Below are 23789 nucleotides of genomic sequence, written 5' to 3'. Positions count from 1 at the left end.
GGGTAATCCCTGAGCGTATCTGCGCGGCCCCAGCCGGGGCCGCCTTTTTGGTACACGAGGCGGTCATTGCCCTGATCGCCGCAGCACCTTATGCAGAATACGGTACGCATCGTGAAAAGGGCGCCCCATGCTGGCATTCCTGCGACTTGTGGTTTTCGGCTTTCTGATCCTGTCGGTGATCTATGTCGTCGTTTCTTTCTGGTCCCGCGCAACGCGACGGCGCAAACTGGAACGGGAATGGGAGGCCACGGGCCGCCCCGGCGACAAGGAAACCTACTTGACCGAAGGTATGGCACAATATGATCGCTCCTTGCGCCGCAAGCTGATCGTGCTGATCTATGTCGTGCCGGTTGTCGTGGTCGCGGCGATCATCTATGTGACGAACTTCATGTAAGAGGATGGGCCGCGATGGTTTATGTCAAATGGGTATTCTGGGCGCTGTTCTGGCTGATCGTGGCCGGATTCCTGCACTACACATTACCTCAGCGCGACATTGTCCGTATCGTGAACACCTACGAAGAACGGCAGGACGTCACCGGCTGGACGCGCATCTTCTGGGCGGCATCCGATGAATCACAAGCCAAACTGGAAAGCTGGGACGTGCAGTTCATTCAGGCCGTGCAGCCCGATGGCGATCCGATGGTCTACCGTAACGAGGATACGGGTTGGGGCTGGCCGCCGTATTTCAAGTTCGATACCGCGAACCTCTACACCGATGCCAATGACGCGATCTCCAGCAAGGACGCCCCCGAATGGTATGCTGTAACGCATTATGGCTGGCGCAACGAATTTCTGTCGATTTTTCCCAATGCGGTGTCGATCAAACGGGTTGCGGGCCCGGATGTCCGGTTGATTCCGTGGTTCAACATCATTGTTCTGACGGTTCTGGCCGCTTTTGCGTGGGGTATATGGGTGCGGTGGAAACGGTTCCGCAAGAACCGTATCGAGCCGACCATTGATGAATGGACCGATGGCTGGGGGTAAACAGCGCGCCGGTCCTTCCCATCAGGGCATTCAGCGTTTCCCGTAATAAAGGCCCACGACATGCTCGGCCTCGGCGAAGAACAGCCAGCGAGAGGCCGCAATACCCGCCAGATGTGCCAGAATCGCCAGCACAGCGATCAGATGGCCGAAGGGTAACAGCAGAAGCAGCACAGGCAGGGCATAGCCAAGCCCAAGCGCAATGACGCGCAGCTTGATCGCGTGCTTGCGGCCTACCACATGCACGAATTCCCGCAGCAGGTAGTTGGTGCCGGTGTGCGGTGGTTCGAATGCGCGAACACGCCCGATGTGCCCCAGGCCGGTTGCGCTTTCCATGGTTGTGCCGCTGTCCCGCAACGCATTGTCGCCGCGGACCCACCATAGCACTTGCAACACCGCGGCGATTGGCAACAGGATTAGCGCAGCGGTGATTTGTCCGGCCAGCAACGCGCCACCAGCCAGCGAGATCGCCAGCAACAGTGTGGGCGTCAGCGGCGTTCTCCATCGCGGTACGGTTTTCAATTGGCCATAAATCATCGAGGTGGAGTAAACCGTCAACAGGGACAGGGCCGCACCCAGCCATCCCAGGACAGACCATTGCGTGCCGAAAAACACCAGCCCTGCGCCGTAAAGTGCCATCGCGATCAGGGCGGCGACACTGGTCCATGCCTCGCGACTCAGCCAGCTGGTCCGCCATTGGGTGAATGCCTTGAGCGCCCGTTCGGGATGACCCAGGTGAAAGGTCGAAGCCAGAAGTCCGCCAACCGCCAGAGCATAGGCAATGGCGAAAAAGACAAACGCCACCCAGCCTGTCACGGGCGGCAGGCCAAGGCCCAGCCAGAACAACAGGCCAAACCCCAGACCCGACAATGTAGTGAAGATAATAACGGACGGTGCCGGATGCATTTCAGAGTTTCTCCAATGCCTTGTCGAGCCAGCCGATAAAGCCTTTCGGTTCTTCCGCAACTGGTTTCAGGAGCGGGGCGAGCACATCAATTTCCCCGGCTGTGGCAGGTATGTGATCCATCTCGTCCTTTGGGCGTGGCGGCAAGTACTTGTTGACCGGCTTCGTTCCCTGTTCCGGCATCAGGTCCATTCCGCCACGCTCGGCCACGAGTTGGCTGACCTCGCTGCCCGGATCGCCCAGGTCCCCGAAATGCCGAGCCCCGGCAGGGCAGGTGCGCACGCAGGCGGGCAGGCGATCCTCTTCGGGCAGGTTCTCGTTATAAATCCGGTCCACGCATAATGTGCATTTCTTCATCACGCCCTCGGCGGCATCCAGTTCGCGCGCTCCATAGGGGCAGGCCCAGGCACACAGGCCGCAGCCGATACAGTCGGTCTCGTTCACCAGAACGATCCCATCCTCGGTGCGCTTGTAGCTGGCCCCGGTGGGGCAGACGGTGACACAGGGTGCGTCCTCGCAATGCAGGCAAGATTTCGGGAAGTGGATCAACTGCGCCGCACCCTGATCGGGTTGCACCTCGTAGCTGTGGACGCGGTTCAGGAACGTGCCTGACGGATCGGCACCATAAGGCGATTGATCCGACAGAGGCGCGCCATAGTTCTCGGTGTTCCAGCCCTTGCAGGACACCACACAGGCGTGACAGCCAACGCAGGTATCCAGATCAATCACCAGCCCAAGTTTCTTTTCGGTCCGTTCCGGTAGCTGAGTCATGTGCCCACCTTCCATTCCAGATGGTCGGGGCCATGGCCGACCGGTGATTTGATCGGTGCAAAGCTTGGTTGGGTCTCGGATGGAGCATCGGCTTTCTCGATCTTTACGCGCAGGTCGAACCACGCTGCCTGCCCCGTTACGGGATCTGAGTTGGCCCACCGCAGCCCATCGCCTTTCGGTGGCAATAACTCGTGGATCAGGTGGTTGAGCAGAAAGCCCTTGGTCGTCTCCGGCGCGTCTTTGTCGAGTGCCCATGCTCCCTTGCGCTTGCCGATGGCGTTCCATGTCCAGACGGTGTTTTCGTTCAGCGCGGCCATATGCGCCACCGGCACGGTAATCTCTCCGTGGGCCGAGGTGACGCGTGCCCAATCGCCGTCGGAAAACCCGTTCGCCTCCCACAGTTTCGTCGGCAGATACAGCGGATTATGCCCGTGGATTTGCCGTAACCACACGTTCTGACTGCCCCAGCTATGATACATCGCCATCGGTCGTTGGGTCAGGGCATGTACGGTGAAATCATCCGTATTCACCCGCTCATCCTCGAAGGGGGGATACCAGATCGGCAGCGGGTCCAGAGTGGTTCTGATCCTCTCGCGCAAGTGATCGGGTGGCTGGCGCTCGCCATGTCCTTCTGCGGCCAGTTGGAAACGGCGCAGGGGTTCGACATACAGGTCGAAGATGTAGTGTTGCGGGCTGTCGAAAATGCCCAGGCCAACGGCCCATTCCTGATAGGCTACGTTCCAGGGTTTGTAATAGCTGGCTGCCTCCGGGATATGCTGCACACAGAACCCGCCGTTTTCAATGTAGTGATCCAATTGCGCGGCATTCGGCCCGCCCCGGCCATGGGTCAGCCCGTCTTCTCCCATGCGCCAGCCGCTCAGAGGGCCAATGCCGGGTTTGCGCTCGTGGTTGGTGATATAGTCGGCGTAATCGGCATATTTCTGGTTGCCGTCCCCGTTCACGAACCCCGGCAGGTTCAGTCGCGCGCCAAGGTCGCACAGGACTGACTGGAAGCCGCGTACGTCGCGGTCAGGCTCTACTACGGGCCAGCGGATCGCATCGGCTGCGGCGTCGGCCTCGCAAATCGGGCGATCCAGAAGGCTGATGCAGTCGTGTCGCTCCAGATAGGTGGTGTCGGGGAAAATCAGGTCGGCATAGGCCACCATTTCCGAGCTGTACGCATCCGAATAGATGATATGCGGGATCACGTAATCGCCGTTCTCATCTGTGTCGGTCAGCATGTCGATCACGCCACGCGTGTTCATCGTCGAATTCCACGCCATGTTCGCCATGTACATGAACAGCGTGTCGATCTTGTAGGGGTCACCGGCATGGGCGTTCGAGATCACCATATGCATCAGCCCGTGGGCCGACATCGGATTGTCCCAGGTGAACGCCTTGTCGATCCGCGCCGGGCTGCCATCGTCCTTGAGCGCCAGATCGTCTGGCCCCTGCACGAACCCCAGATGCGGGCCATCCAGCGGTTTTCCGGGCGTGACCTTGCAATGTGGCTTGGGATGGGCGCTGACCGGCTTGGGGTAGGGCGGCTTGAAGCGGAAGCCCCCCGGCACCTCGACGGAGCCCAGAAGGATTTGCAGCATGTGCAGCGCGCGGCAGGTTTGGAAGCCGTTGGAATGTGCGGAAATCCCGCGCATCGCGTGAAAGGCGACCGGGCGGCCCTTCATCACCTTGTGGGTTTCGCCACGGAAGTCGGTCCATTCCTGCTCCAGAACGATTTCCTCGTCAAAAGCGACGCGAGCCAGTTCCGCAGCGATGATGCGGATTTTGTCTGCGGTGATGCCGCAGCGTTCGGCCACCGCTTCGGGGGCATATTGCGGATCAAGGTAGCGTTCCGCGATCAGGTGCATGACCGGCTTGTGCGTCACACCTGCGTGGCGGTGGCTGGCGGCCAGATCGGGCTGCACACCGGGCTGATCGAACGGAGTCAGCTTGCCGGTCTTGCGGTCGATCACCAGTGTCTTGCCATCCGCATCACGCATCAACAGCCCATATTCCGGTGATTTGGGGTCCATGTTCACCAGAACCGGAGCGTTGGTGTAGCGCGCCAGATAGTCCAGGTCGATGCTCCCGGATCTCAGCAATTCATGCACCAGAGACAGGATGAACAACCCGTCTGTGCCCGGCGTGATACCCACCCATTCATCGGCCACCGCGTTATAGCCCGAGCGGATTGGGTTCACGCCGATCACCTTGGCGCCACGTGCCTTGATCTTGCCGATGCCCATCTTGATCGGATTGCTGTCATGATCCTCGGCCACACCGAAGATCATGAACAGTTTCGTATGGTCCCAGTCCGGTTGCCCGAATTCCCAGAACGCACCGCCCATCGTGTAAATACCCGCCGCCGCCATGTTGACCGAGCAGAACCCGCCATGCGCGGCATAGTTCGGCGTGCCGAAATTCTGTGCCCAATAGCTGGTGAAGCTTTGGGACTGGTCTCGCCCGGTGAAAAAGGCCAGCTTCTCGGGGTTCTCGGCGCGGATCGGGGCCAGCCAATCGGTTGCGATCTGCAATGCTTCGTTCCAACTGATCTCCTCGAACTCACCGGAGCCGCGTGGCCCGACCCGTTTCAAGGGTGCCCGCAGTCGCGACGGGGCGTTATGTTGCATGATGCCCGCACTGCCCTTGGCGCACAGAACGCCGCGGTTCACCGGGTGATCGCGGTTGCCCTCGATATAGGCCACCTTTCCGTCCTTCATATGAACGTTGATCCCGCAACGGCAGGCGCACATGTAGCAAGTGGTCTTACGCACCTCGTCCGACACCTTTGGTGACGTGTCGATCTTTGGCTGACGATGGCTCATCGGTCCTCCCCCGGCTTGTCGGATCGAACGGTAGGACAGAATTGCTGTCCTTGCGACATTTTTCTAAAGACTTTGTGATTCTTGAAACTTTGTCCCTGAATTTCTGAATCAGGACAGAGGTCGCCCCGGTCGTTTGAGGCGCTTACTGTGTTCAAAAGGCTTGACCCGTTCAGGTGCCTGCGGCTCTTGTACTCGCCATGGGGGGGTGAGGGCATGACGGTTCTTGATGCGATTTTTGAGCGGGTAAAAATGCGGCCGGGCAGGGTGGTGTTCCCTGAATGGCAGGAACCACGTATCGCACAGGCCCGTGCCCGGCTGAGCGAGCAGTGCCTTTGCACACCCGTTCCCGTCGATCCTGTGGACGACGATTTGATCGAGACGCTGGTGCAGGCGCGCGGCATCAAACCGGTATTGGCCCGGCGAATGCTCGACAAACCCTTGATCCGCGCCGCAGCCATGGTGGCGGCGGGACGGGCGGATGTAATGGTTGCCGGAGCCGAAGCACCGACGCGTCGCGTAATCGAGGCGGCGGGGCTGGCCATCGGGTTGGCCGATGGTATCTCCGCGCCGTCATCGTTTTTCCTGATGGTTTTTCCCGATGGCCGAGAGATGATCTTTGCCGACTGCGCCGTGACAGTTGCCCCGTCGGCGCAGGAACTCACCGGTATCGCGCAGGCTTCGGCGGTTTCCGGATGTGCCTTGTTGGGCGATGCCCGCGTGGCGCTTTTGTCGTATTCCACCGGCACATCGGGCGCGGGTGGAAGCGTGGATCGTGTGCGTACCGCCGCCGAATTGACGGGGTTCGCCGGGCCGGTACAGGCCGATGCCGCGCTGAACGCGGGTATTGCGCGGCTCAAGGGTGTTGAAGCGGTTGATGCCAATGTTCTGGTCTTTCCGTCGCTTGATGCCGGCAATATCGCGTACAAACTGGCACAGGAACTTGCCGGTGCGCAGGCTGTCGGCCCTTGCCTGCAAGGGTTTCGCCAGCCGGTTTGTGACCTCAGCCGGGGCACGACGGTTGATGACATCGTGGCCGCCACCGCCGTCACGCTGGCGCTGGTATGATTTGAGCGGCGCAGAAAGCAGATATTTCCCGGGACGTATGCGACAGCGAAAAGGATCATGCGCCCTCTTGCTGCATAAGTTGCAAGGCATCGGCGGCGATCATCCGTTCCTCTTGCGCGGGTATGATCCAGGCGGCCACTGACGACTCACTGGTGTGTAGCGCGGTGCTGTTGTTCTCATTCGCGGAATGATCGACCTTCAGGCCCAGCCAGGCCAGCCCTTCCATGATTTTCCGGCGAATTGGCGCCGCGTTTTCACCGATCCCACCGGTAAAGGCGATGGCGTCACAGCCTTGCAGCGTGGCGATCAGTGCTCCGGCGTGCCGAACCGCGTGATAGCAAAAATGCTCGACCGCAAAACCGCAGTCGGGTGTTTCGCAATCCAACAGGGCCCGCATGTCCGAAGTCCCGCCGGACAATCCCCGCAGGCCGCTTTGCCAGTTCAACAGGGTGGCTGTGGCTTCGATCCCGTCTTCGCGGGCCAGACGCAACACCGCGTTCGCGTCTATATCGCCGGTCCGAGTGCCCATGGTCAGCCCTTCCAGCGGTGAATAGCCCATGGTCGTGGCGACTGAGTGGCCCTTGCGGATCGCGCAGGCCGACACGCCATTGCCAAGGTGAAAGGCCAACAGCCGATCAGGCAATGGCGCGCCCGACAATTCCGGCATCAGCCGTACCAGAGAGGCATAGGAAATCCCGTGAAACCCATAGCGCCGAAGACCCCGAGCTGTGATTGCGGTGGGCAGGGCATAGGTGGTTTCGACCTTAGGCATGGTTGCGTGAAACCCGGTGTCGAAACTGGCATATTGGGCAAGATCCGGGGCCAGGGCGGCCAGCGTGTCGATGGCTGACAGATGATGCGGGTTGTGCAGCGGAGCCAATGGCGTGCAGTTCGCAATGGCCAAGCGTGTTTTGGATGTGATCCGTACTGGTGCCGTCAATTCGCTGCCGCCATGGACAACCCTGTGCGCGGCCATCCTGAAGCCCGATATCGGCAGATCGCACGCTTCTAACCCGTGAAGAATGGCTTGTAGCGCCGTGACATGATCGGGAAGATCGACGTCCTGTTTATCGGTGCCGACCTTCAACGATGCAGCTCCGCCTATCCCATCGGCGATTCCGGCCAGCCGGTTATTCAAATTGCCATCGAAAACGGCAAACTTGATCGAGGACGACCCGGCATTCACAACCAGTATCGGTGCATCAATGCCGGGTGTACTCACGAGTCAGACCTTTTGAGGGCGCATATCGTTCGGGTCGATGCCTGCGACCTTGACGGGTTTTTTCATTGCATCGCGGCGGAACGGTTCGCCCAGTTCCTGATTGATCAGGGCTTCGATCAGGGTCGTCCTGCCGTTTTGCATCTGGTCGGTGATCGCGGTGTTCAGGGCCTCGGTCAGTTCGTCCATGTTCCGCGCAACGACGCCTTGCAGGCCACAGGCCTTGGCGATTCCGGCGTAGGTGACATTGTCGTCCAGCTCGGTGCCAACGAAATTGTCGTCATACCACAGGGTCGAATTCCGCTTTTCCGCGCCCCACTGGTAGTTGCGGAAGACAACCATGGTGATGGGCGGCCATTCTTTGCGGCCGATGGCCGTCAGTTCTGTCACGGCAATGCCGAACGCGCCATCCCCGGCAAAGCCCACAACAGGTGTATCCGGGCAGCCGATCTTGGCACCGACAATGGCGGGCAGGCCATAGCCGCAGGGGCCAAACAGGCCAGGCGCCAGATATTTGCGCCCCGCCTCGAACGCGGGGTAGGCGTTGCCGATCGCGCAGTTGTTGCCGATATCCGAGGTGATGATCGCCTCGCGCGGCAGGGCGCTCTGGATCGCGCGCCACGCCATACGGGGGCTCATCCAGTCGGGCTTGTCGGCGCGGGCGCGTTCGTTCCAGGTGGTGCCGGGATCGTCGTCTTCATGATCCATGCTGGACAGTTGCTGGGCCCAGGCCGATTTCGTTTTGGCAATCAGCGCCTTGCGCGCGTCGCGGCCCGCATCGCCCGCACTGTCCGACAGGTTGCCGAGGATGGAGCGTGCCACCTTGCCCGCGTCGCCCACGATGCCAACGCTGACCTTCTTGGTCAGGCCGATCCGGTCGGGATTGATGTCAACCTGGATGATGTCTGCATCCTTGGGCCAATAGTCGATCCCATAACCCGGCAGAGTCGAGAACGGGTTCAGGCGTGTGCCAAGACACAGCACCACATCGGCCTGTGCGATCAGCTCCATCCCTGCTTTCGAGCCGTTATAGCCAAGCGGCCCGGCAAACAGCGGATGCGATCCGGGGAACGCATCGTTGTGTTGATAGCCCACGCAAACCGGCGCATCCAGACGCTCGGCCAGGGCCATGCTATCGGGGATCGCTCCAGCCAGGACCACACCCGCGCCGTTCAGAATTACAGGGAACTTGGCGTCTGACAACAGATCGGCGGCTTTCTGAAGGGCGTCCTCGCCGCCACCGGGACGTTCGAATTCGACCATCGCGGGCAGGTCGATGTCAATCACCTGTGTCCAGTAATCGCGCGGCATGTTGATCTGGGCCGGTGCGCTGGCCCGGTGAGCGTTCTGTATCACCCGGTTCAGCACCTCGGCCACGCGGGACGGATCGCGAACCTCCTCCTGATAGGCGACCATGTCCTTGAAGAGGGCCATCTGTTCAACTTCCTGGAACCCGCCCTGACCGATGGTCTTGTTCGCGGCTTGCGGTGTGACCAGCAGCAACGGTGTATGGTTCCAGTAAGCGGTTTTGACGGCGGTCACGAAATTGGTGATGCCGGGGCCGTTCTGGGCGATCATCATGCTCATCTTGCCGGTCGCGCGCGTGTACCCGTCGGCCATCATCCCGCCCGATCCTTCATGGGCGCAATCCCAGAAGGTGATCCCGGCCTGCGGAAACAGATCCGAAATCGGCATGAAGGCCGATCCGATGATCCCGAAGGCATGTTCAATCCCATGCATTTGAAGGGTTTTCACGAAGGCTTCTTCAACGGTCATCTTCATCACGGGGGCTCCTGGGGGTGAGAAATGTTGGGGCAAATTAGGCGGGGGCGGGATGGGGAAGTAGGGCCAGAATGCCAGTCATGATATAGCCAGTCAGCTTTGGCGATGCAGTTCTTCAGCAAGGATGGCGATTCCATCTGAAATCCGTTCGGATGGGATCGAGGAATAGGCCAGCCGGTAATAGTTGCGTGGGGCGTCGGGACCTCGGAAAAATGACAGGCCCGGCTCGATCAGGACGGACCGGGCGCGCAGGCGCTGATCCAGTTCGGCGGTATCGACGCTATCGGGCGCGCGCATCCAGATGGACGACCCTCCAAAAACGCCGCGCCCTTCAATCCCCAGCCCGTGATCCGCAAGGGCCTGCTCCATCGTCTGACGGCGGCGTGCAAAAACCGTGCCCATGCGCCGCACAAGGCTGTCATAATGGCCAAGCGACAGGAAATAGGCCGCCGTGCGCTGAATATGGCCCGGCGGATGTCGCAGCACGCTGGCCCGCAACGCGCGGCACTCACGGATGAATTGTCGCGACCCCACCAGATACCCCAGACGAAGCCCCGGAAAGATCGACTTGGAAAAGCTGCCAACATAGATGACACGCCCATCGGTATCCAATGATTTCAGGGCAGGAAGGGGCGCGCGCAGGAACGAGATTTCGAACTCGTAATCGTCCTCGACGATCAGCGCGTCCATCTCGCGCGCCTTGTCCAGCAGCACCTTGCGCCGATCCATCGGCATCGTGGCGTTGGTGGGTGACTGGTGGCTTGGCGTGGTAAAGATTACGTCCGCATGTTGTGGCAGGGCATCGGGCGGCAGCCCGTCGCGGTCGACATCCACCGGGGCCAGATGACAACGCGATTGCATGAGGATATCGCGCAACGCGTGATAGCAGGGCTCTTCGATGGCGGCGGTACGCCGTTGGGTCAGCAGCACCTGTGCGGTCAGCCACAGCGCGTTTTGCGCACCCATGGTGACAAGGATCTCATCGGGTTGTGCCAGTATCCCGCGACGGGGCAGGGTGTGGCGTGCAATGAACTCGATCAGTAAGGGATCATCCTGATCGTAGTAATCTGTGGTCAGCGCCTGAAAGTCCTTTTGCCCAAGGGCTTGCAAGGCGCAGTGGCGCCAATTGGCGTGATCGAAAAGGCTTGGATCGGCCTGCCCGTAAATGAAAGGATACCGATAGCTGGACCAGTTCTGCGGCTTTTCCGGTGTATGCCCACCTGTGAACCGGCGGCCAAGCGCGCGGCTCCAGTCGATCACGTCGGTGCCTGAGGGTCTGGGATCGAACTGCGGTGGTTCGGGTGCGTTTTCAGAGACGAAATAGCCCGACCGATCGCGCGCCTCCAGATAGTCGCTGGCCTGCAATTCGGTATAGGCCAGCGTCACGGTGATCCGACTGACGCCAAGATGGCGGGCCAGGCTGCGCGAACTGGGCAGCTTTTCGCCCTTACGAAAACGGCCCGATAAAATGCCCTGCGCGATCATCTGTTGAATCTGGGCCTGAAGCGTGCCTTCGGCGTTCGGATTCAGGAAAAAGGTTTCGACCGAGATGGACATATCGTCACGATAGTCTGGACTTATCCATCTGGCAATCTGGTCTGATGGCCATGTGCCGGCTTGTGTTCAGCAGGCATGCCGGGAATGCTGATGGCGGAAAGCGGAGGATCAACATGATTGCCATTATCTTCGAAGTCGAACCTGCCGAAGGGCAGAAAGAGCCTTATCTGGATATGGCCGCGAAAATGCGGTCGCTCGTGGAAGAGGTCGAGGGGTTCATTAGTGTGGAGCGATTTCAGAGCCTGACAAACCCCGGCAAGCTGTTGTCGCTGAGTTTCTGGGAAGATGAGGCCGCGGTGGAGCGGTGGCGCCAGTTGGAGGGGCACCGGCGGGCCCAGAAGGCCGGGCGCGAGCGGATGTTCGAGGATTACCGCCTGCGGGTGGTCAGCGTGATCCGCGACTATGGCAAGCATGACCGCGTACAGGCCCCGGATGACAGCCGGGCGGTGCATGGGGCATAGGGCGGATCATGCGAATCGGTGAATCCAACCTTGTTAACAAGGGAAATCCCCGATCGGCATCATATCGGTAAAACGTCGGTATTGCGTCGGTATCGGATCGGCAAACAGCCGGATAAACGGGGCGCGCGTTGCGCCCCGGACCGGTTTTGTTAACCAATTGCCAGAAAGATGCCGACCAGTGTGGTCGCGCCGCCCATCGCCCGCAACACGGCACCGGACCCGGCACGCAAGGCGCGGGCAAAGAGCAATGCGACGATCAGGCCGACAGCGTGCAATCCCGCCGTGGCAAGCGCGAAGCCTGCACCGAATTGCATCGCCTGCGCGCTGCCCAGTTCGCCGCCATGGGCGTGGCCGTGAAACAGTGCAAAGACGGCCACGGCGGTGATTGCCACCCACGGGGCCGGGCGCAGCGCCAGCGCCACCACCATCCCCAATACCATGATCGAAGCCAGAATCATCGGTTCGACGAACGGCAGCGGTAGCCCGGCCAGCGCCAGGATGAAGCCCGCAATCATCGCCGCGACAAAGGCGGTAGGGACCTGCCACAATGCCCGTCCACCGATCTGGGCAGCCCAAAGTCCGACGGCGATCATCGCCAGAACATGATCGAGACCGAACAGCGGATGCGTCACCCCGGCCATGAAAGACCCGTATTCGCCGGGGGGAAGGTGCGCTGCGGCAGGGCTTGCGACAAGAATTGCGGGAATGATCAGGGGAATAGGGTGTTTCATGTGGCTCCGTCCTTGGGTCTGCCGGCGCCTCGGGATGAGTCGCGCCTGAGTGCAGAAAGACACCCCTTGGCCAAGGGTGCAAGCGGTCAGCCAAACGATTTTACACGGCCGCCCCGATTTGTCTTTGATCTTGGCAAAGGGCGACGGTAAACGAGGCCAAGCGGTCCCGTAGCTCAACTGGATAGAGCAGCTGACTTCTAATCAGCAGGTTCGGGGTTCGAGTCCTCGCGGGATCGCCAATTTTCATTTGCGATGTGGTTGCGAAAGCGATCCGGGGTTCGGTCCGTTGGTATCGCATAAGAGGGGGTGTCGGGGTCCGGGGCGCACTGATGTCATGCGCCCCGGTTCGGGATTATTTACCGCCAGCCCTGCGGAACAGGCGGGCGACGATCACGAAGAACAGGGGGATGAAGAGCACCCCCAGAACGGTGGCCGACAACGTGCCCCCCAGGACACCCGAGCCGATGGCATTGCGCCCGCCCGAGCCTGCCCCGGAACTCAGCACCAGTGGCAACACGCCCAGAGAGAAGGCCATTGATGTCATGATGATCGGGCGAAAACGCTGACGCCCGGCTTCGACCACGGCCTCGACCAGGCGTTCGCCCCCTTCATAGCGGTCACGGGCGAACTCGACGATCAGGATGGCGTTCTTGCCTGTCAGACCGATCACCGTCAGCAGGCCGACCTGGAAAAACACGCCGTTCTCGAAAGACCCCAGCCATGCGCCGATGAGTGCCCCAAGCACACCGATCGGCATGGCCAGCATCACCGCGAAGGGGATCGACCAGCTTTCGTAAAGGGCAGCGAGGGACAGGAACACCGCAGCCAGCGACAAGGCGTAAAGCAGCGGGGCCTGATTGCCTGAATCGCGCTCTTCCAGCGACAGGCCGGTCCAGGCAAGGTTATAGCCATCGCCCAGTTGTGCGACCAGCCGTTCCATTTCGGCCATGGCCTCGCCCGTGCTGACGCCGGGTACCGGTGTGCCCTGAATCTGGATCGAGGGTACACCGTTGTAGCGATAAAGCCCCTGCGCGCCGTAATCCCAATTTCCTTCCGCGAAGTTGGAGAAGGGGACCAGCCCGCCGCTGGCGTTGCGCACCCGCCATTTGTCGATATCGGTGGGGGCGGTGCGTGCGTCGGCCTCGCCCTGAACATAGACACGCTTGATCCGGCCCTGGTCGATGAAATCGTTCACATAGGTTCCGGCCCAGGCGATTTGCAGCAATTGCCCCACATCGGTGGGTGTCAGCCCCATAGCCCCTGCCTTGCGCCAGTCGATATCCAGGTTGAACTGTGCCGCGTCCTCAAGCCCGCTTGGCCGGACCGAGGTGACGATCTCGCTTTGTGCAGCCATCCCCAGCAATTGATTGCGGGCATTGATCATGTCTTCGTGGCTTTGGCCGCCGCGCGCCTGAAGGTAGAAATCGAAACCCGACACGTTGCCCAGTTCAATCACCGAAGGCGGGACGACGGGGAACACCATCGCGTCCTGGATCTGGCTGAACGCCCCGAAGGCCCGGCCAGCCAGCGCCTGAACGCTTTGTTCGGGGGAGGGGCGTTCATCCCAGTCTTTCAACTGAACAAAGGCGATCCCCATGTTCTGTCCGCTGCCGGCAAAGCTGAAGCCGACGACGCCGAACATCGAGTCCACGACCTCGGTTTCGTGATTCAGGTAGTAATCTTCGATTTGCTTGACGACGTCCAGCGTGCGCTCGGCAGAGGCCCCGGTGGGGGTCTGGATCAGGGTGAACAGGATGCCCTGGTCCTCTTCGGGAAGAAACCCGGTGGGTGTGCGCATGAACAGCATGACCATCACCGCGGCCATCGCAAGATAAACCATTGCCACGCGGAACGGGCGCTTCACGGTCCACCCGACCGTGTTGGTATAGCCCGAGATCAGTTTGTTGAAACCGGTGTTAAACCAGCCGAACGGACCGCGCGTCTTGCCGTGCCCCTTGGCTTTGAGCAGCGAAGCGCAAAGGGCGGGTGTCAGCGTGATCGCCACCACCACTGACAGCGCCATGGCCGACACGATGGTAATCGCGAACTGCTGGTAGATCACGCCGGTCGAACCGGGGAAAAATGCCATCGGCACGAACACCGCCGACAGCACCATCGCGATGCCGATCAGGGCGCCGGTGATCTGGCCCATGGATTTATGCGTGGCCTCACGCGGCGGCAGGCCCTCTTCCTCCATGATGCGCTCGACGTTTTCGACCACCACGATGGCGTCGTCCACCAGAAGGCCGATGGCCAGCACCATGGCCAGCATGGTCAGGGTATTGATCGTGAACCCGGCCACCGCCAGAACGCCGAAAGTGCCCAGCAGAACCACTGGCACGGCCAGGGTGGGGATCAGTGTCGCCCGCAGGTTTTGCAGGAACAGGAGCATCACGAGGAACACCAGCACGATTGCCTCGAACAGGGTCTTGACGACCTCTTCGATCGAAATCTCGACAAACGGTGTGGTGTCGTAGGGAATGACGTAATCCACGCCTTCGGGGAAGAAGCGGGAGAATTCCTCCATTTGCGATTTGACGGCTTCAGCCGTGTCGAGCGCGTTTGCGCCGGACGCAAGGCTGATGGCCATGCCCGCAGACGGGGCGCCGTTGAACCGGGCGATGGTGGCGTAGTTTTCCGCCCCAATCTCGACGCGGGCGACATCGTCCAGCAACACGAGGCCGCCGTCCGTTTCCGCGCGCAGAACGATCTGGCGGAAATCTTCGGGCGTGCTGAGCAGCGATTGCGCGGTGATCGTGGCATTCAACTGTTGCCCGTCCACCGTGGGCCGCGCCCCGAAGGAGCCGGCTGAAATCTGCGCGTTTTGCGCTGAAACGGCCGCCACCACATCCGCAGGCGTCAGTTCGAAAGCGGCCAGTTTGGAGGGATCGAGCCAGATACGCATCGCGTATTGCCCGCCGAACACCTCTACGGAGCCCACGCCCTGAATCCGGCTGAGCTCATCGACGAGATTGGATTCCATGTAGTCGGCAAGGTCGACCTGTTCGAGGCTGCCATCCCTGGAAATCAGGGCAACCACCATCAGGAACCCGGCCGAGGATTTCTCGACGGTGATGCCCTGACGTTGGACGATCTCGGGCAGGAGCGGTGTGGCCTGGCTCAGTTTGTTCTGTACCTGCACCTGGGCGATGTCGGGATCCGTGCCGGTTTCAAACGTCAGGGTGATGCTGACCCGTCCCGCCGCGTTGGAACTGGACGAGAAATAACGCAGCCCGTCCAGCCCGGTCATCTGTTGCTCGATGACCTGGGTGACGGTATTGGCGACCGTATTCGCCGAAGCGCCGGGGTAGGTGGCCGAGATCGCCACCGAGGGCGGTGCGATCTGCGGATACTGTGCGATGGGCAGTACCCGGATCGCGAGGACCCCGATCCCCATGATGATGATCGAGATCACCCAGGCAAAGACGGGCCGGTCGATGAAAAAACGTGCCATGATTTATGCGTCCCCGTGCCTGCGCATCATTGCTCGGATGCCGCGCCGTCGTCAGACGCGGCGCGTTCCTCAGGGGCGACGGTGGCCCCCGGCGCGGTTTTCTGGAATCCGGCCACGACGATGCGGTCGCCCGGTTCCAGTCCGCTATCGACCACCCAGTCCGAGGCGCGGTCCTGAAGGATTGACAGCGCGCGCTCTTCGATCACGTTATTGGCGTTGACCACCCAGGCAACGGGCCGTCCCCGCCTGTCGCGTACCACGCCTTCATGTGGGACCAGGAAAACGTTATCGGCCACTTCGACCGGCATGTTCACCTGAACATACATTCCCGGAAGCAAAAGCGCGTTCGGATTGGCGAATTGCATCCGCAGCGTCACTACCCCGGTTTGCGGGTTCACGTTGGGTTCGGCTGCCTGCAAGCGCCCGGTTTCACTGTATTCCGATCCGTCGGCCAGTGTCAGGCGCACGGTACCATCGGCCCCGGCCAGATTCTCTTCGGTTTCGCCGCGTCGCCACCGCAACAGATCGGCGGCGGACTGGGTTACATCAACATGGACCGGATCAATGTCGCGGATCACGGCCAGAGGTTGCGCCTGACTCGCGGTGACCAGCGCGCCGGGGCTGGTTTGCGACAGACCGATGCGGCCCGACAACCGTGCGCGGATCGTGGTGTGCGACAGCTCGATCTCGGCGGCATTCAGTTGGGCGTGCGCCAGTTCCAGTGCCGCTTCCGCCGAATCGCGGGCGGCCTGCGCTTCGTCCAGTGCCTGTTCGCTGGCCACGTTACGGGCCTGCAATTCGACTAATCGCGCAGCTTCGCGCCGGGCGGCGCCCAACTGTGCCTCGGCCTGTGCCACGCTGGCGCGGGCCTGTTGAACGGCGGCCTCATAACTGGCGGCGTCGATCCGGTAAAGCGGATCGTTGGCTTTTACATGGGCGCCTTCTTCGAAGAGGCGTTCGGTGATGATTCCGTTTACTTGCGGGCGTACTTCGGCTTCTGCCGAAGCCGCCACACGACCCGGTAACGTCGAGGTCAGAGTTACGGTTTGCGGCTGCAAGGTGACCACAGTGACAGGAACGGGCTGGTCGGATTGCTGTGCCATACCCTGCAGTGTGGCTGCAAACAGAAGTGCGATGGCCGGAAGTAGCCGGGAAAATGACAACATGTCAGACCTTTCAGGGAAATCGGCAGTGCGTCTGAGAGACGGTTTGCGGTGTTGCGGCAGGGTAATGCGCAAATCCCGGTCTTGGCAACTGTGGTTGTCTGCTCAGTTTGCACAATGTGTGGTGTGTAAATGCACAGAACGGTGCGCAGGCGCGCAGAGTGGTGATTTTTCAAGCTTTATGTGCAAAAAATAAAAGGATTACTTCGTTGTGCGGCTGGTTGTCGAATGTTGTGGCCCCTCTGGCTCTTTCCGGGAAAAAACCTTAGATACAGGCCATATAGGCTGAAAGGTTGGATGACGCGCGTGAAGAGCAAACATAACGGACGAGTAACCCGGGACGGTATCCGCATCCATGAGGAAGCGGACTTTGCAGGTATGCATAAGGCCGGCACATTGGCGGCACGGATTCTCGACGAGGTCGCCGAGCATATTTTCCCCAGCCAGACCACTGGCGAGATCGACCGTATTATCGAAGACAAGGTGAATGCCGCAGGTGCAAAATCAGCCACGATTGGCTACAAGGGCTACAAGCATGCGAGCTGTATCAGCGTCAATCATGTGGTCTGTCACGGCATCCCCGGTGACAAGAAGCTGAAGGATGGCGACGTTCTGAATATCGACGTGACGGTGATCGTTGACGGCTGGTTCGGCGATACCAGTCGCATGTATGTCGCCGGCAAACTGAGCCGCAAGGCTGAGCGTCTGATCCAGGTGACACATGATTCGCTCATGAAGGGGATCGAGGCGGTCAAACCCGGCAACACCTTTGGCGATATCGGTCATGCGATCCAGACCTATGTGGAAGCGAACCGCATGTCGGTTGTGCGCGATTTCTGCGGTCACGGGTTGGGGCGCGTGTTTCATGCGCCGCCGAACGTTCTGCATTACGGTCGTGCCGGCACGGGGCCGGTTCTGGAAGAGGGCATGTTCTTTACCATCGAACCGATGGTGAACCTGGGACGCCCGGAAACCAAGGTTCTGGCCGATGACTGGACAGCGGTGACACGGGACAAGTCCCTGTCGGCGCAGTTCGAGCATTCCATCGGCGTGACGGCGGACGGGGCCGAGATTTTCACCCTGTCCCCTGCCGGGCGCTTCCATCCAACCTGGAAAATGAAGGACGCCTGACAGGGTTCAGTAAAGGCCCGTTCGTCTGACCTGCCGGTTGCCCGATGGGGCAACCGGAGAGTATGTCAGATGTCCTTGACCAGGCGCAGGGCGTCGTAGATTGCCGCGTGGGTGTTACGGGCGCTGACGGCATCGCCGATGCGAAACAGCTGAAAATCCCCGTCGGTATTGCGCATTATCTGTTGCGGCTGTCCGGCGACAAGGGCCTCGTAATCGACCGCGCCGTGGTTGGATGACAGCGGTTTGAGATCGAAATACAGCTCGTCCATCGGCATGGTGCCGTAATTCACCACGATCTGATCATAGGTCTTTTCAGAGGTGAAATCGCTGTAATCCGTGCCAATTGTCGCCTTGAGCTGGTTGCCGTCGCGCGTGACGTTCAGCAGGCGGCGGGTGACTGTGAATGTCACATCCTTGTCCTGAAGGGCGCGCATGTAGGGTGTCAGGTTCATCGCCATGATGTCGGGGGCGAACACGCGGTCAGGGGTCATTACCTCGACACTGGCCCCGGCGTTGGCGGCGACTTCGGCGGCCATCAGGCCAGGGTGATCGCCGCTTTCATCATAGATCAGCACGTTTTGCCCCGGTTTTACGTCGCCCGAAATCAGATCCCACGAAGTGACGACCAGATCCTGATCCTTACCAGTCTCGAACAGTTCGGTGTTGGGCAAGCCGCCGGTGGCCACGATCACCACATCGGGGTCGAGTGCGGTGACATCCGCGGTCTCGGCCCAGGTGTTGAAATGGAACGCCACGTCGCGCGCGGCGCATTGGGACATGCGCCAGTCGATGATCGAGATCATCTCGCGTCGGCGCGGGTTCTGCGCGGTCAGGCGCACCTGTCCGCCCGGATCGGGCTGTGCCTCCAGTACGGTCACGTCATGGCCGCGCTCGGCGGCCACGCGGGCGGCTTCCAGACCGGCGGGACCGGCCCCGATGATGGCGACTTTCTTCTTTTCCTCTGCCGGGGTGATGCTGTGCGGCATGCTGAGTTCCCGCCCTGTGGCGGCGTTGTGGATGCACAGCGCCTCACCCGCGGCATAAATCCGGTCAAGGCAGAAGGTCGCGCCGACGCAGGGGCGGATATCGTCCTCGCGCCCCTCGACGATCTTTTGCACGATGTGGGGGTCGGCCATATGGGCACGGGTCATGCCCACCATGTCGAGCAGACCGGCATCGACCGCGTGGCGCGCTGTGGCCACATCGGGGATCTTGGCCGCGTGAAAGGTCGGCATGCCGGTGGCCTTTTTCACTGCCCCGGCGAAATCGAGATGCGGGGCGTTCTTCATCCCCTGCACGGGGATCACATCGGTCATGGCCGGATCGGTGTGGATGCGCCCGCGCACCACGTTGAGGAAATCGACCATTCCGCTATCGGTCAGGCGCTTGGAAATCTCGATGCCTTCCTCGGGTGTGATGCCCCCGGCCTCGGCCTCGTCGGCGGTGTAGCGCAGGCCGACGATGAAATCGTCGCCCACGCGCATGCGAATGCCGCGCAGCACGTCGAAGACCAGCTTCAGGCGGCTGTCGAGTGTCTGTCCCCCATAAGGCCCATCGAGATCGTTGGTCAGCGGTGACCAGAACTGATCGAGCAGGTGGCCATAGACCTGCAATTCGATCCCGTCCATGCCGCCTTCTTTCATCCGTTCGGTCGCGTCTGCGAAATCGCTGATGATGCGTTCGATGTCCCAGTCTTCGGCCAGCTTGGGAAAGGCGCGGTGGGCCGGTTCACGGTGTTTGGAGGAGGACACAGAGGGCAGCCAGTCACCCTTGGACCAGCCGGTGCGGCGGCCAAGGTGGGTGAGCTGGATCATCACGGCGCAGCCGTGATCGTGGCAGGCGTCCGTCAGCTTGCGAATCCATGGCACGACTTCCTCCTTGTAGGCGAGGACGTTATTGAACACCGGCGGGCTGTCGCGGCTGACCGCCGCCGATCCCGCCGTCATGGCCAGAGCCACCCCGGCCCTGGCGCGTTCGGCGTGATAGGCGATGTAGCGATCCTTGGGCATGCCGTCTTCGGGATAGGCGGGCTCGTGCGCGGTGGTCATGATCCGGTTGCGCAGCGTCAGGTGCTTGAGCTGGTAGGGCTGAAGGAGGGGGTCTTTGGACATGGGTATGGCTCCGTCTGGCTGACTCAAGGATTCCCGAAATGTTCATTTATGTCAAGTTTGTGTTCATAGGTGACGATTTTATTGCCCTGACCCTGGCTTGGGGCTAGTGTGAGCGTATGGAAAAGACGCCCCTGACCGAAAATACCGAGAAAACCAGTGGCTGGCGCGGATCGCGCGAAGTGTGGCTTGCGGCGGCGCGCGAGGCGTTCATCGAAGCGGGGCTGGACGCGGTGAAGATTCAGCCGCTGGCCAGCCGGTTGAACTTGTCGCGCACCAGTTTCTATTGGTTTTTCAAGGATCGCGCCGCGCTGCTGGATGCCCTTCTGGCAAGCTGGGAAGACAGCAATACCGGCAGTCTTGTCGCGGCAACCGAGGCCTATGCCGAAACCGTCACCGAGGCGGTGCTGAACGTTATAGGGGTGTTTCTGGAGGGCGGTCCGTTCGAGCCGCGCCTCGATCTGGCAGTGCGAGGCTGGGCGCATCGGGCGCAGGCCGTGGCCGACCGCGTGCATGGGGCCGACGACACCCGTCTGGCGGCGATCCGGGGTGTGTTCGAGCGGTTCGGCTATGAGCGGAACGAAGCGGATGTGAGGGCGCGGACCGTTTACCTGACGCAGATCGGCTATATCTCGATGCAGGTGAGCGAAGACCTCGAAACCCGGATGATTCGTATACCCGGCTACGTCAAAACCTATACCGGCCACACCCCGCCCCAGCGTGAGCTGGAGCGGTTTCATGCCCGGCATGGGTATACCCCGCCGGGCGATGCGCGTCTGGACTGAGTGCCGTTCGGAGATCAATACCAGGCGTCCGGCATCGACGCTTTCTTGCGGGTGACAAAATCCTTCAGGGCGTCGTCCAGGGTCGGGTCCATCGCGGGGGCCTCGTAGGCGTTCAGCAGGTCTTTCCAGCGCTGGTTTGCCACCTGCGCATAGTCGGTGCCGCCCTGTTCGCTCCATGTTTCGAACGGTTGATCGTCGTTCATTGCGCTGTCCCAGTATGCGTTCTGATAGTGGCGCAGCGTGTGGTCGGTGCCGAACAGGTGTTCGCCCGGACCGTTCTGTGCCAGAGCCTCGAAGCCCAGGGTGTCCTCGTTCACCTCGATCCCGGCCATGTAGGCGTGCAATGCGCCGGCCATATCGCAATCCATCACGAATTTTTCGTAGGACATGGACAGAAGTCCGTCGAGAAACCCCGCCGAATGCAGGATGTAATTCGCGCCGCCCTGAATGGCCGACATCATCGACATCATGGATTGCTGCATTGCCTGCCCGTCGGGCAGTTTCGAAGTGCTGAAATTCCCTGCGCAGCGCAGGGGCATATCCAGCCGCCGCGCCAGTTGGCCCATGACCAGCGAGCCAAGCGCCGGTTCGGGGGTGCCGAAGGTGGGACTGCCCGAGCGTAGCGACATGGATGACAGGAATCCGGCCAGAACGGCGGGTGCTCCGGGGCGCACCAGTTGCGTCAGCGCGCAGGAGGCCATGGATTCGGCCAGGCATTGCGCTACCGCCCCTGCCATCGTCAGCGGCGCGACCGCCCCTCCCAGAAGGAACGGCAGATGAATCGAGGCCTGTCCGGCCTCGGCATAGGTGCGGATGCCCGCCGTCGTCACCCCGTCCAGCACCAGTGGTGAGGTGGTGTTGAAATTCCCCATGATGACGCAATTCCGGTTCACGAAATCGGAGCCGAACAGGATGCGGCACATCTCGATACTGTCGGCGGCGCGTTCCGGCGCGGTGATCGAGCCGAGGAAAGCCCGGTCGGAATAGCGCATATGGGCATAGACCATATCGAGGTGGCGCTTGTTCACCGGCACGTCGGTGGGCTCGCAGATGGTGCCGCCGGAATGATGCAGCCAAGGGGAGGATTGGGCCAGTTTCACGAGGTTCTCGAAATCGGCGATGGTGCCGTAACGGCGCCCGTTATCCATATCCATCACGAAGGGCGACCCGTAGGAGGGGGCGAAAACCATCGTATCGCCGCCGATCTCGACATTGTTGGCGGGGTTGCGGGCGTATTGCGTGAAACGCCCCGGCGCGGTCTTCAGGATTTCGCGGATCATGCCGGGTTCGAATTTCAGGTTCCATGCCTGCGCCGATATCTCGGTGACCTTTGCACCCGCCTCACGGTAGAGCCAAAGCGCCTCTTCGTCCTCGCGCAGTTCGATCCCGATTTCTGCAAGGATGCGGTCGGCGGTGGCCTCGATCTTTTGCAGGGCCTCTTCGCCCAGCAGGTCATAGGTGGGTATCTTGCGGGTGATGAACGGCACACGCAGATGCAGGTTTTGCCCTCGTTCGTTACTGCGCGGCGATTGCGAGCGGTTGCGGCGGCTTGTCCGTGGCTTGCGCGGGGCGTCCTGAAGCATGGTGTAATCCTTGTGATGTACGAGGAGCAGCCCGCAGTTTTGGCGTGGATGCGTTTCATGGCAATTGCATAAAATTTCATCCTTGATTAGCTGAACTAAGTCATGTTGTGTTTAGGTGCGTTTTTATTCCTTCTTTTAATGCATTTGTGAAAATCTACACATGAGGTTGTTTTGTCTAAGCGTCCCTATGATCTGCCAGCAATGAGCGCGCTTGTCGCCTTCGAGGCGGCGGCGCGGCATGTCGGGTTCAAGGCCGCTGCCCGAGAGTTGAACGTGACACCGGCCGCGATCAGCCACCAGATCAAGGCGCTGGAGACCGAGCTGCGCTGTCCCTTGTTTCGCCGCCATCATCGCGGTGTCGAATTGACGGAGACCGGGGCCTATCTGCTGGTCGCCCTGCAACGTGGTTTCGAAACCATGAGCGATGCCGTGGATCAACTCAGGCAGAGGTCGAACCGGGCCTCTGTCACGATCGGGGTGACAACGGCTGTCAGTTCGCTCTGGCTGACACCGAAACTGGCCCAATTCTGGAAGTCGCACGGCGATGTCTCGGTTGCTCAGATCGTCGACGATACCGGTCAATCCCCGGCGGACTGTGACCTGAGCATTCACTATGGGGACATGTCGCGCGAAGCTGGCAAATGCCACATCCTGTTCCATGATCGGATCATGGCGTTGGGCAGTCCGCGTTTTGCCTGCGCGCACGAGATCAAGCGGGTCGAAGACCTGGCGAAACTGTCACTGATACATTTCGAATCCGCCGTGGTCGGGTGGACCGACTGGCCGGGTTGGTTTCGCGCACTGGGATATACCGGCCCGGTGAAAAACAGCCACCGCGTCAACAACTATGTGATTGCCTTGCAGGCCGCACGCGACGATATGGGGGCCGTTCTGGGGTGGGTCGGATTGACCAAAAGGTTCATCGACGCAGGTGAACTTGTGCCGCTCCTGCCGGAACGGGTGGAAACGACCGAGGATTTTTATGTCAGGCTTCACCCTCACGCTTCGGAGCGGGCGCAACTGGTTTATGACTGGCTTGTGAACGCGCCGTGACGGACCGTCTCTCGGTCTTCGCCGGGAACAGAAGGTGCTGTTCAGGGAGCGCTTACTTCCCTTTCAGGGAATCCATCATTAATTTTTCAGGAATATGCTGACATAACAGATCCCGTGGTGTTTGAGGGCGCAACAACCAGGATTCGCGCCACAGAGAGATGGATCAGTGGAGCGTGCGGATTTCGCGGGCCGGATGTATCTGGTTGAAGATCGTTA

Annotated in this window: 18 protein-coding genes and 1 tRNA gene; 8 read left to right on the top strand and 11 right to left on the bottom strand. The window is 60.8% G+C overall.

The genetic code is table 11. The annotated features are described in order from the left end of the window. The first annotated feature begins 127 nt into the window (after positions 1–127). A complete protein-coding gene (locus BUB53_RS08495) occupies positions 128–394 on the top strand; it encodes a hypothetical protein (RefSeq protein WP_073034273.1) in 267 nt (88 codons plus the stop codon). A 14-nt stretch (positions 395–408) separates the two neighbouring features. After that, the gene (locus BUB53_RS08490; protein WP_084729025.1) at positions 409–984 is read left to right on the top strand and encodes a DUF1523 family protein; all 576 of its coding nucleotides are present in this window, start codon (positions 409–411) and stop codon (positions 982–984) included. A gap of 30 nt (positions 985–1014) precedes the next feature. On the opposite strand, the gene BUB53_RS08485 is transcribed toward BUB53_RS08490, so the two are convergent. Genes BUB53_RS08485 through BUB53_RS08475 form a run of 3 tightly spaced genes read right to left on the bottom strand, consistent with a single transcriptional unit; the run spans position 1015 to position 5481 of the window. Further along, positions 1015–1887: a dimethyl sulfoxide reductase anchor subunit family protein gene (locus BUB53_RS08485; protein ID WP_073034272.1), complete on the bottom strand. Its 873-nt coding sequence runs from the start codon at positions 1885–1887 to the stop codon at positions 1015–1017. Position 1888: 1 nt separating this feature from the next. Next, positions 1889–2656, bottom strand: coding sequence for a 4Fe-4S dicluster domain-containing protein (locus BUB53_RS08480; protein ID WP_073034271.1), 768 nt, complete (start codon positions 2654–2656; stop codon positions 1889–1891). Continuing rightward, positions 2653–5481 (bottom strand): molybdopterin oxidoreductase family protein, encoded by a 2829-nt coding sequence (locus BUB53_RS08475; RefSeq protein ID WP_073034270.1) that lies wholly within the window; start codon positions 5479–5481, stop codon positions 2653–2655. Before BUB53_RS08475 ends, BUB53_RS08480 begins: the two co-directional genes overlap by 4 nt. Positions 5482–5694: 213 nt before the next feature. Here BUB53_RS08475 and BUB53_RS08470 point away from each other — a divergent pair, with 213 nt between their 5' ends. After that, complete coding sequence (locus BUB53_RS08470; RefSeq protein ID WP_073034269.1) at positions 5695–6546, top strand: phosphate acyltransferase; 852 nt, start codon at positions 5695–5697, stop codon at positions 6544–6546. 55 nt (positions 6547–6601) lie between these two features. On the opposite strand, the gene BUB53_RS08465 is transcribed toward BUB53_RS08470, so the two are convergent. The 3 genes from BUB53_RS08465 to pdxR form a co-directional block, all read right to left on the bottom strand. Then, positions 6602–7768 carry an acetate/propionate family kinase gene (locus BUB53_RS08465; protein WP_073034268.1) on the bottom strand — a complete coding sequence of 389 codons (1167 nt, stop codon included), beginning with the start codon at positions 7766–7768 and terminating at the stop codon, positions 6602–6604. A 3-nt stretch (positions 7769–7771) separates the two neighbouring features. After that, positions 7772–9547 carry a sulfoacetaldehyde acetyltransferase gene (xsc, locus tag BUB53_RS08460; protein ID WP_073034267.1) on the bottom strand — a complete coding sequence of 592 codons (1776 nt, stop codon included), beginning with the start codon at positions 9545–9547 and terminating at the stop codon, positions 7772–7774. A gap of 93 nt (positions 9548–9640) precedes the next feature. Continuing rightward, the gene (gene pdxR / locus BUB53_RS08455) at positions 9641–11104 is read right to left on the bottom strand and encodes a MocR-like pyridoxine biosynthesis transcription factor PdxR (protein ID WP_073034266.1); all 1464 of its coding nucleotides are present in this window, start codon (positions 11102–11104) and stop codon (positions 9641–9643) included. A gap of 113 nt (positions 11105–11217) precedes the next feature. On the opposite strand from pdxR, the gene BUB53_RS08450 reads away from it, so the two are divergent. Continuing rightward, the gene (locus BUB53_RS08450) at positions 11218–11565 is read left to right on the top strand and encodes an antibiotic biosynthesis monooxygenase family protein (RefSeq protein WP_073034360.1); all 348 of its coding nucleotides are present in this window, start codon (positions 11218–11220) and stop codon (positions 11563–11565) included. A 149-nt stretch (positions 11566–11714) separates the two neighbouring features. Here the strand turns inward: BUB53_RS08450 and BUB53_RS08445 are convergent, their stop codons facing one another. Continuing rightward, a complete protein-coding gene (locus BUB53_RS08445; RefSeq protein WP_073034265.1) occupies positions 11715–12296 on the bottom strand; it encodes a HupE/UreJ family protein in 582 nt (193 codons plus the stop codon). Between the two features lie 162 nt (positions 12297–12458). Here BUB53_RS08445 and BUB53_RS08440 point away from each other — a divergent pair. Next, positions 12459–12535 (top strand) — tRNA-Arg (locus BUB53_RS08440). A gap of 113 nt (positions 12536–12648) precedes the next feature. On the opposite strand, the gene BUB53_RS08435 is transcribed toward BUB53_RS08440, so the two are convergent. Together BUB53_RS08435 and BUB53_RS08430 are read right to left on the bottom strand one after the other, a co-directional pair. Beyond that, positions 12649–15750 carry an efflux RND transporter permease subunit gene (locus tag BUB53_RS08435; protein ID WP_073034264.1) on the bottom strand — a complete coding sequence of 1034 codons (3102 nt, stop codon included), beginning with the start codon at positions 15748–15750 and terminating at the stop codon, positions 12649–12651. A 26-nt stretch (positions 15751–15776) separates the two neighbouring features. Then, positions 15777–16853, bottom strand: coding sequence for an efflux RND transporter periplasmic adaptor subunit (locus BUB53_RS08430; protein WP_229709514.1), 1077 nt, complete (start codon positions 16851–16853; stop codon positions 15777–15779). A 366-nt stretch (positions 16854–17219) separates the two neighbouring features. On the opposite strand from BUB53_RS08430, the gene map reads away from it, so the two are divergent. Beyond that, on the top strand, positions 17220–18044 hold the full coding sequence (gene map, locus BUB53_RS08425) for a type I methionyl aminopeptidase (protein ID WP_073034359.1): 825 nt from the start codon (positions 17220–17222) through the stop codon (positions 18042–18044). Between the two features lie 65 nt (positions 18045–18109). Here map and BUB53_RS08420 read toward each other — a convergent pair whose 3' ends face one another. Beyond that, entirely contained in the window at positions 18110–20155 is a 2046-nt protein-coding gene (locus BUB53_RS08420; RefSeq protein WP_073034262.1) for an NADH:flavin oxidoreductase, read from the bottom strand. Between the two features lie 116 nt (positions 20156–20271). On the opposite strand from BUB53_RS08420, the gene BUB53_RS08415 reads away from it, so the two are divergent. Then, complete coding sequence (locus tag BUB53_RS08415) at positions 20272–20937, top strand: TetR/AcrR family transcriptional regulator (protein WP_073034261.1); 666 nt, start codon at positions 20272–20274, stop codon at positions 20935–20937. Positions 20938–20951: 14 nt separating this feature from the next. Here BUB53_RS08415 and BUB53_RS08410 read toward each other — a convergent pair whose 3' ends face one another. Continuing rightward, entirely contained in the window at positions 20952–22520 is a 1569-nt protein-coding gene (locus BUB53_RS08410; protein ID WP_073034260.1) for a trimethylamine methyltransferase family protein, read from the bottom strand. 201 nt (positions 22521–22721) lie between these two features. Here BUB53_RS08410 and BUB53_RS08405 point away from each other — a divergent pair, with 201 nt between their 5' ends. After that, positions 22722–23573, top strand: a complete 852-nt coding sequence (locus BUB53_RS08405) for a LysR family transcriptional regulator (RefSeq protein WP_073034259.1) — start codon at positions 22722–22724, stop codon at positions 23571–23573. Positions 23574–23789: the final 216 nt, after the last annotated feature.

Origin of the sequence: Roseovarius pacificus (genome assembly GCF_900142665.1) — a bacterium.
GTDB lineage: Bacteria > Pseudomonadota > Alphaproteobacteria > Rhodobacterales > Rhodobacteraceae > Roseovarius > Roseovarius pacificus.
Note: the sequence above shows the minus strand (reverse complement) of the source record. Positions and strands in the feature narration are given on the sequence as shown.

Excerpts from the sequence above, each read along its gene's own strand:
- BUB53_RS08420 (WP_073034262.1), bottom strand. The coding sequence starts at position 20,155 with ATGTCCAAAGACCCCCTCCTTCAGCCCTACCAGCTCAAGCACCTGACG.
- BUB53_RS08485 (WP_073034272.1), bottom strand. The coding sequence starts at position 1,887 with ATGCATCCGGCACCGTCCGTTATTATCTTCACTACATTGTCGGGTCTG.
- BUB53_RS08405 (WP_073034259.1), top strand. The coding sequence starts at position 22,722 with ATGAGCGCGCTTGTCGCCTTCGAGGCGGCGGCGCGGCATGTCGGGTTC.
- BUB53_RS08450 (WP_073034360.1), top strand. The coding sequence starts at position 11,218 with ATGATTGCCATTATCTTCGAAGTCGAACCTGCCGAAGGGCAGAAAGAG.
- BUB53_RS08490 (WP_084729025.1), top strand. The coding sequence starts at position 409 with ATGGTTTATGTCAAATGGGTATTCTGGGCGCTGTTCTGGCTGATCGTG.
- BUB53_RS08445 (WP_073034265.1), bottom strand. The coding sequence starts at position 12,296 with ATGAAACACCCTATTCCCCTGATCATTCCCGCAATTCTTGTCGCAAGC.
- BUB53_RS08410 (WP_073034260.1), bottom strand. The coding sequence starts at position 22,520 with ATGCTTCAGGACGCCCCGCGCAAGCCACGGACAAGCCGCCGCAACCGC.
- BUB53_RS08480 (WP_073034271.1), bottom strand. The coding sequence starts at position 2,656 with ATGACTCAGCTACCGGAACGGACCGAAAAGAAACTTGGGCTGGTGATT.
- pdxR (WP_073034266.1), bottom strand. The coding sequence starts at position 11,104 with ATGTCCATCTCGGTCGAAACCTTTTTCCTGAATCCGAACGCCGAAGGC.
- BUB53_RS08415 (WP_073034261.1), top strand. The coding sequence starts at position 20,272 with ATGGAAAAGACGCCCCTGACCGAAAATACCGAGAAAACCAGTGGCTGG.
- BUB53_RS08430 (WP_229709514.1), bottom strand. The coding sequence starts at position 16,853 with ATGGCACAGCAATCCGACCAGCCCGTTCCTGTCACTGTGGTCACCTTG.
- BUB53_RS08470 (WP_073034269.1), top strand. The coding sequence starts at position 5,695 with ATGACGGTTCTTGATGCGATTTTTGAGCGGGTAAAAATGCGGCCGGGC.
- BUB53_RS08475 (WP_073034270.1), bottom strand. The coding sequence starts at position 5,481 with ATGAGCCATCGTCAGCCAAAGATCGACACGTCACCAAAGGTGTCGGAC.
- BUB53_RS08495 (WP_073034273.1), top strand. The coding sequence starts at position 128 with ATGCTGGCATTCCTGCGACTTGTGGTTTTCGGCTTTCTGATCCTGTCG.
- xsc (WP_073034267.1), bottom strand. The coding sequence starts at position 9,547 with ATGAAGATGACCGTTGAAGAAGCCTTCGTGAAAACCCTTCAAATGCAT.
- BUB53_RS08435 (WP_073034264.1), bottom strand. The coding sequence starts at position 15,750 with ATGGCACGTTTTTTCATCGACCGGCCCGTCTTTGCCTGGGTGATCTCG.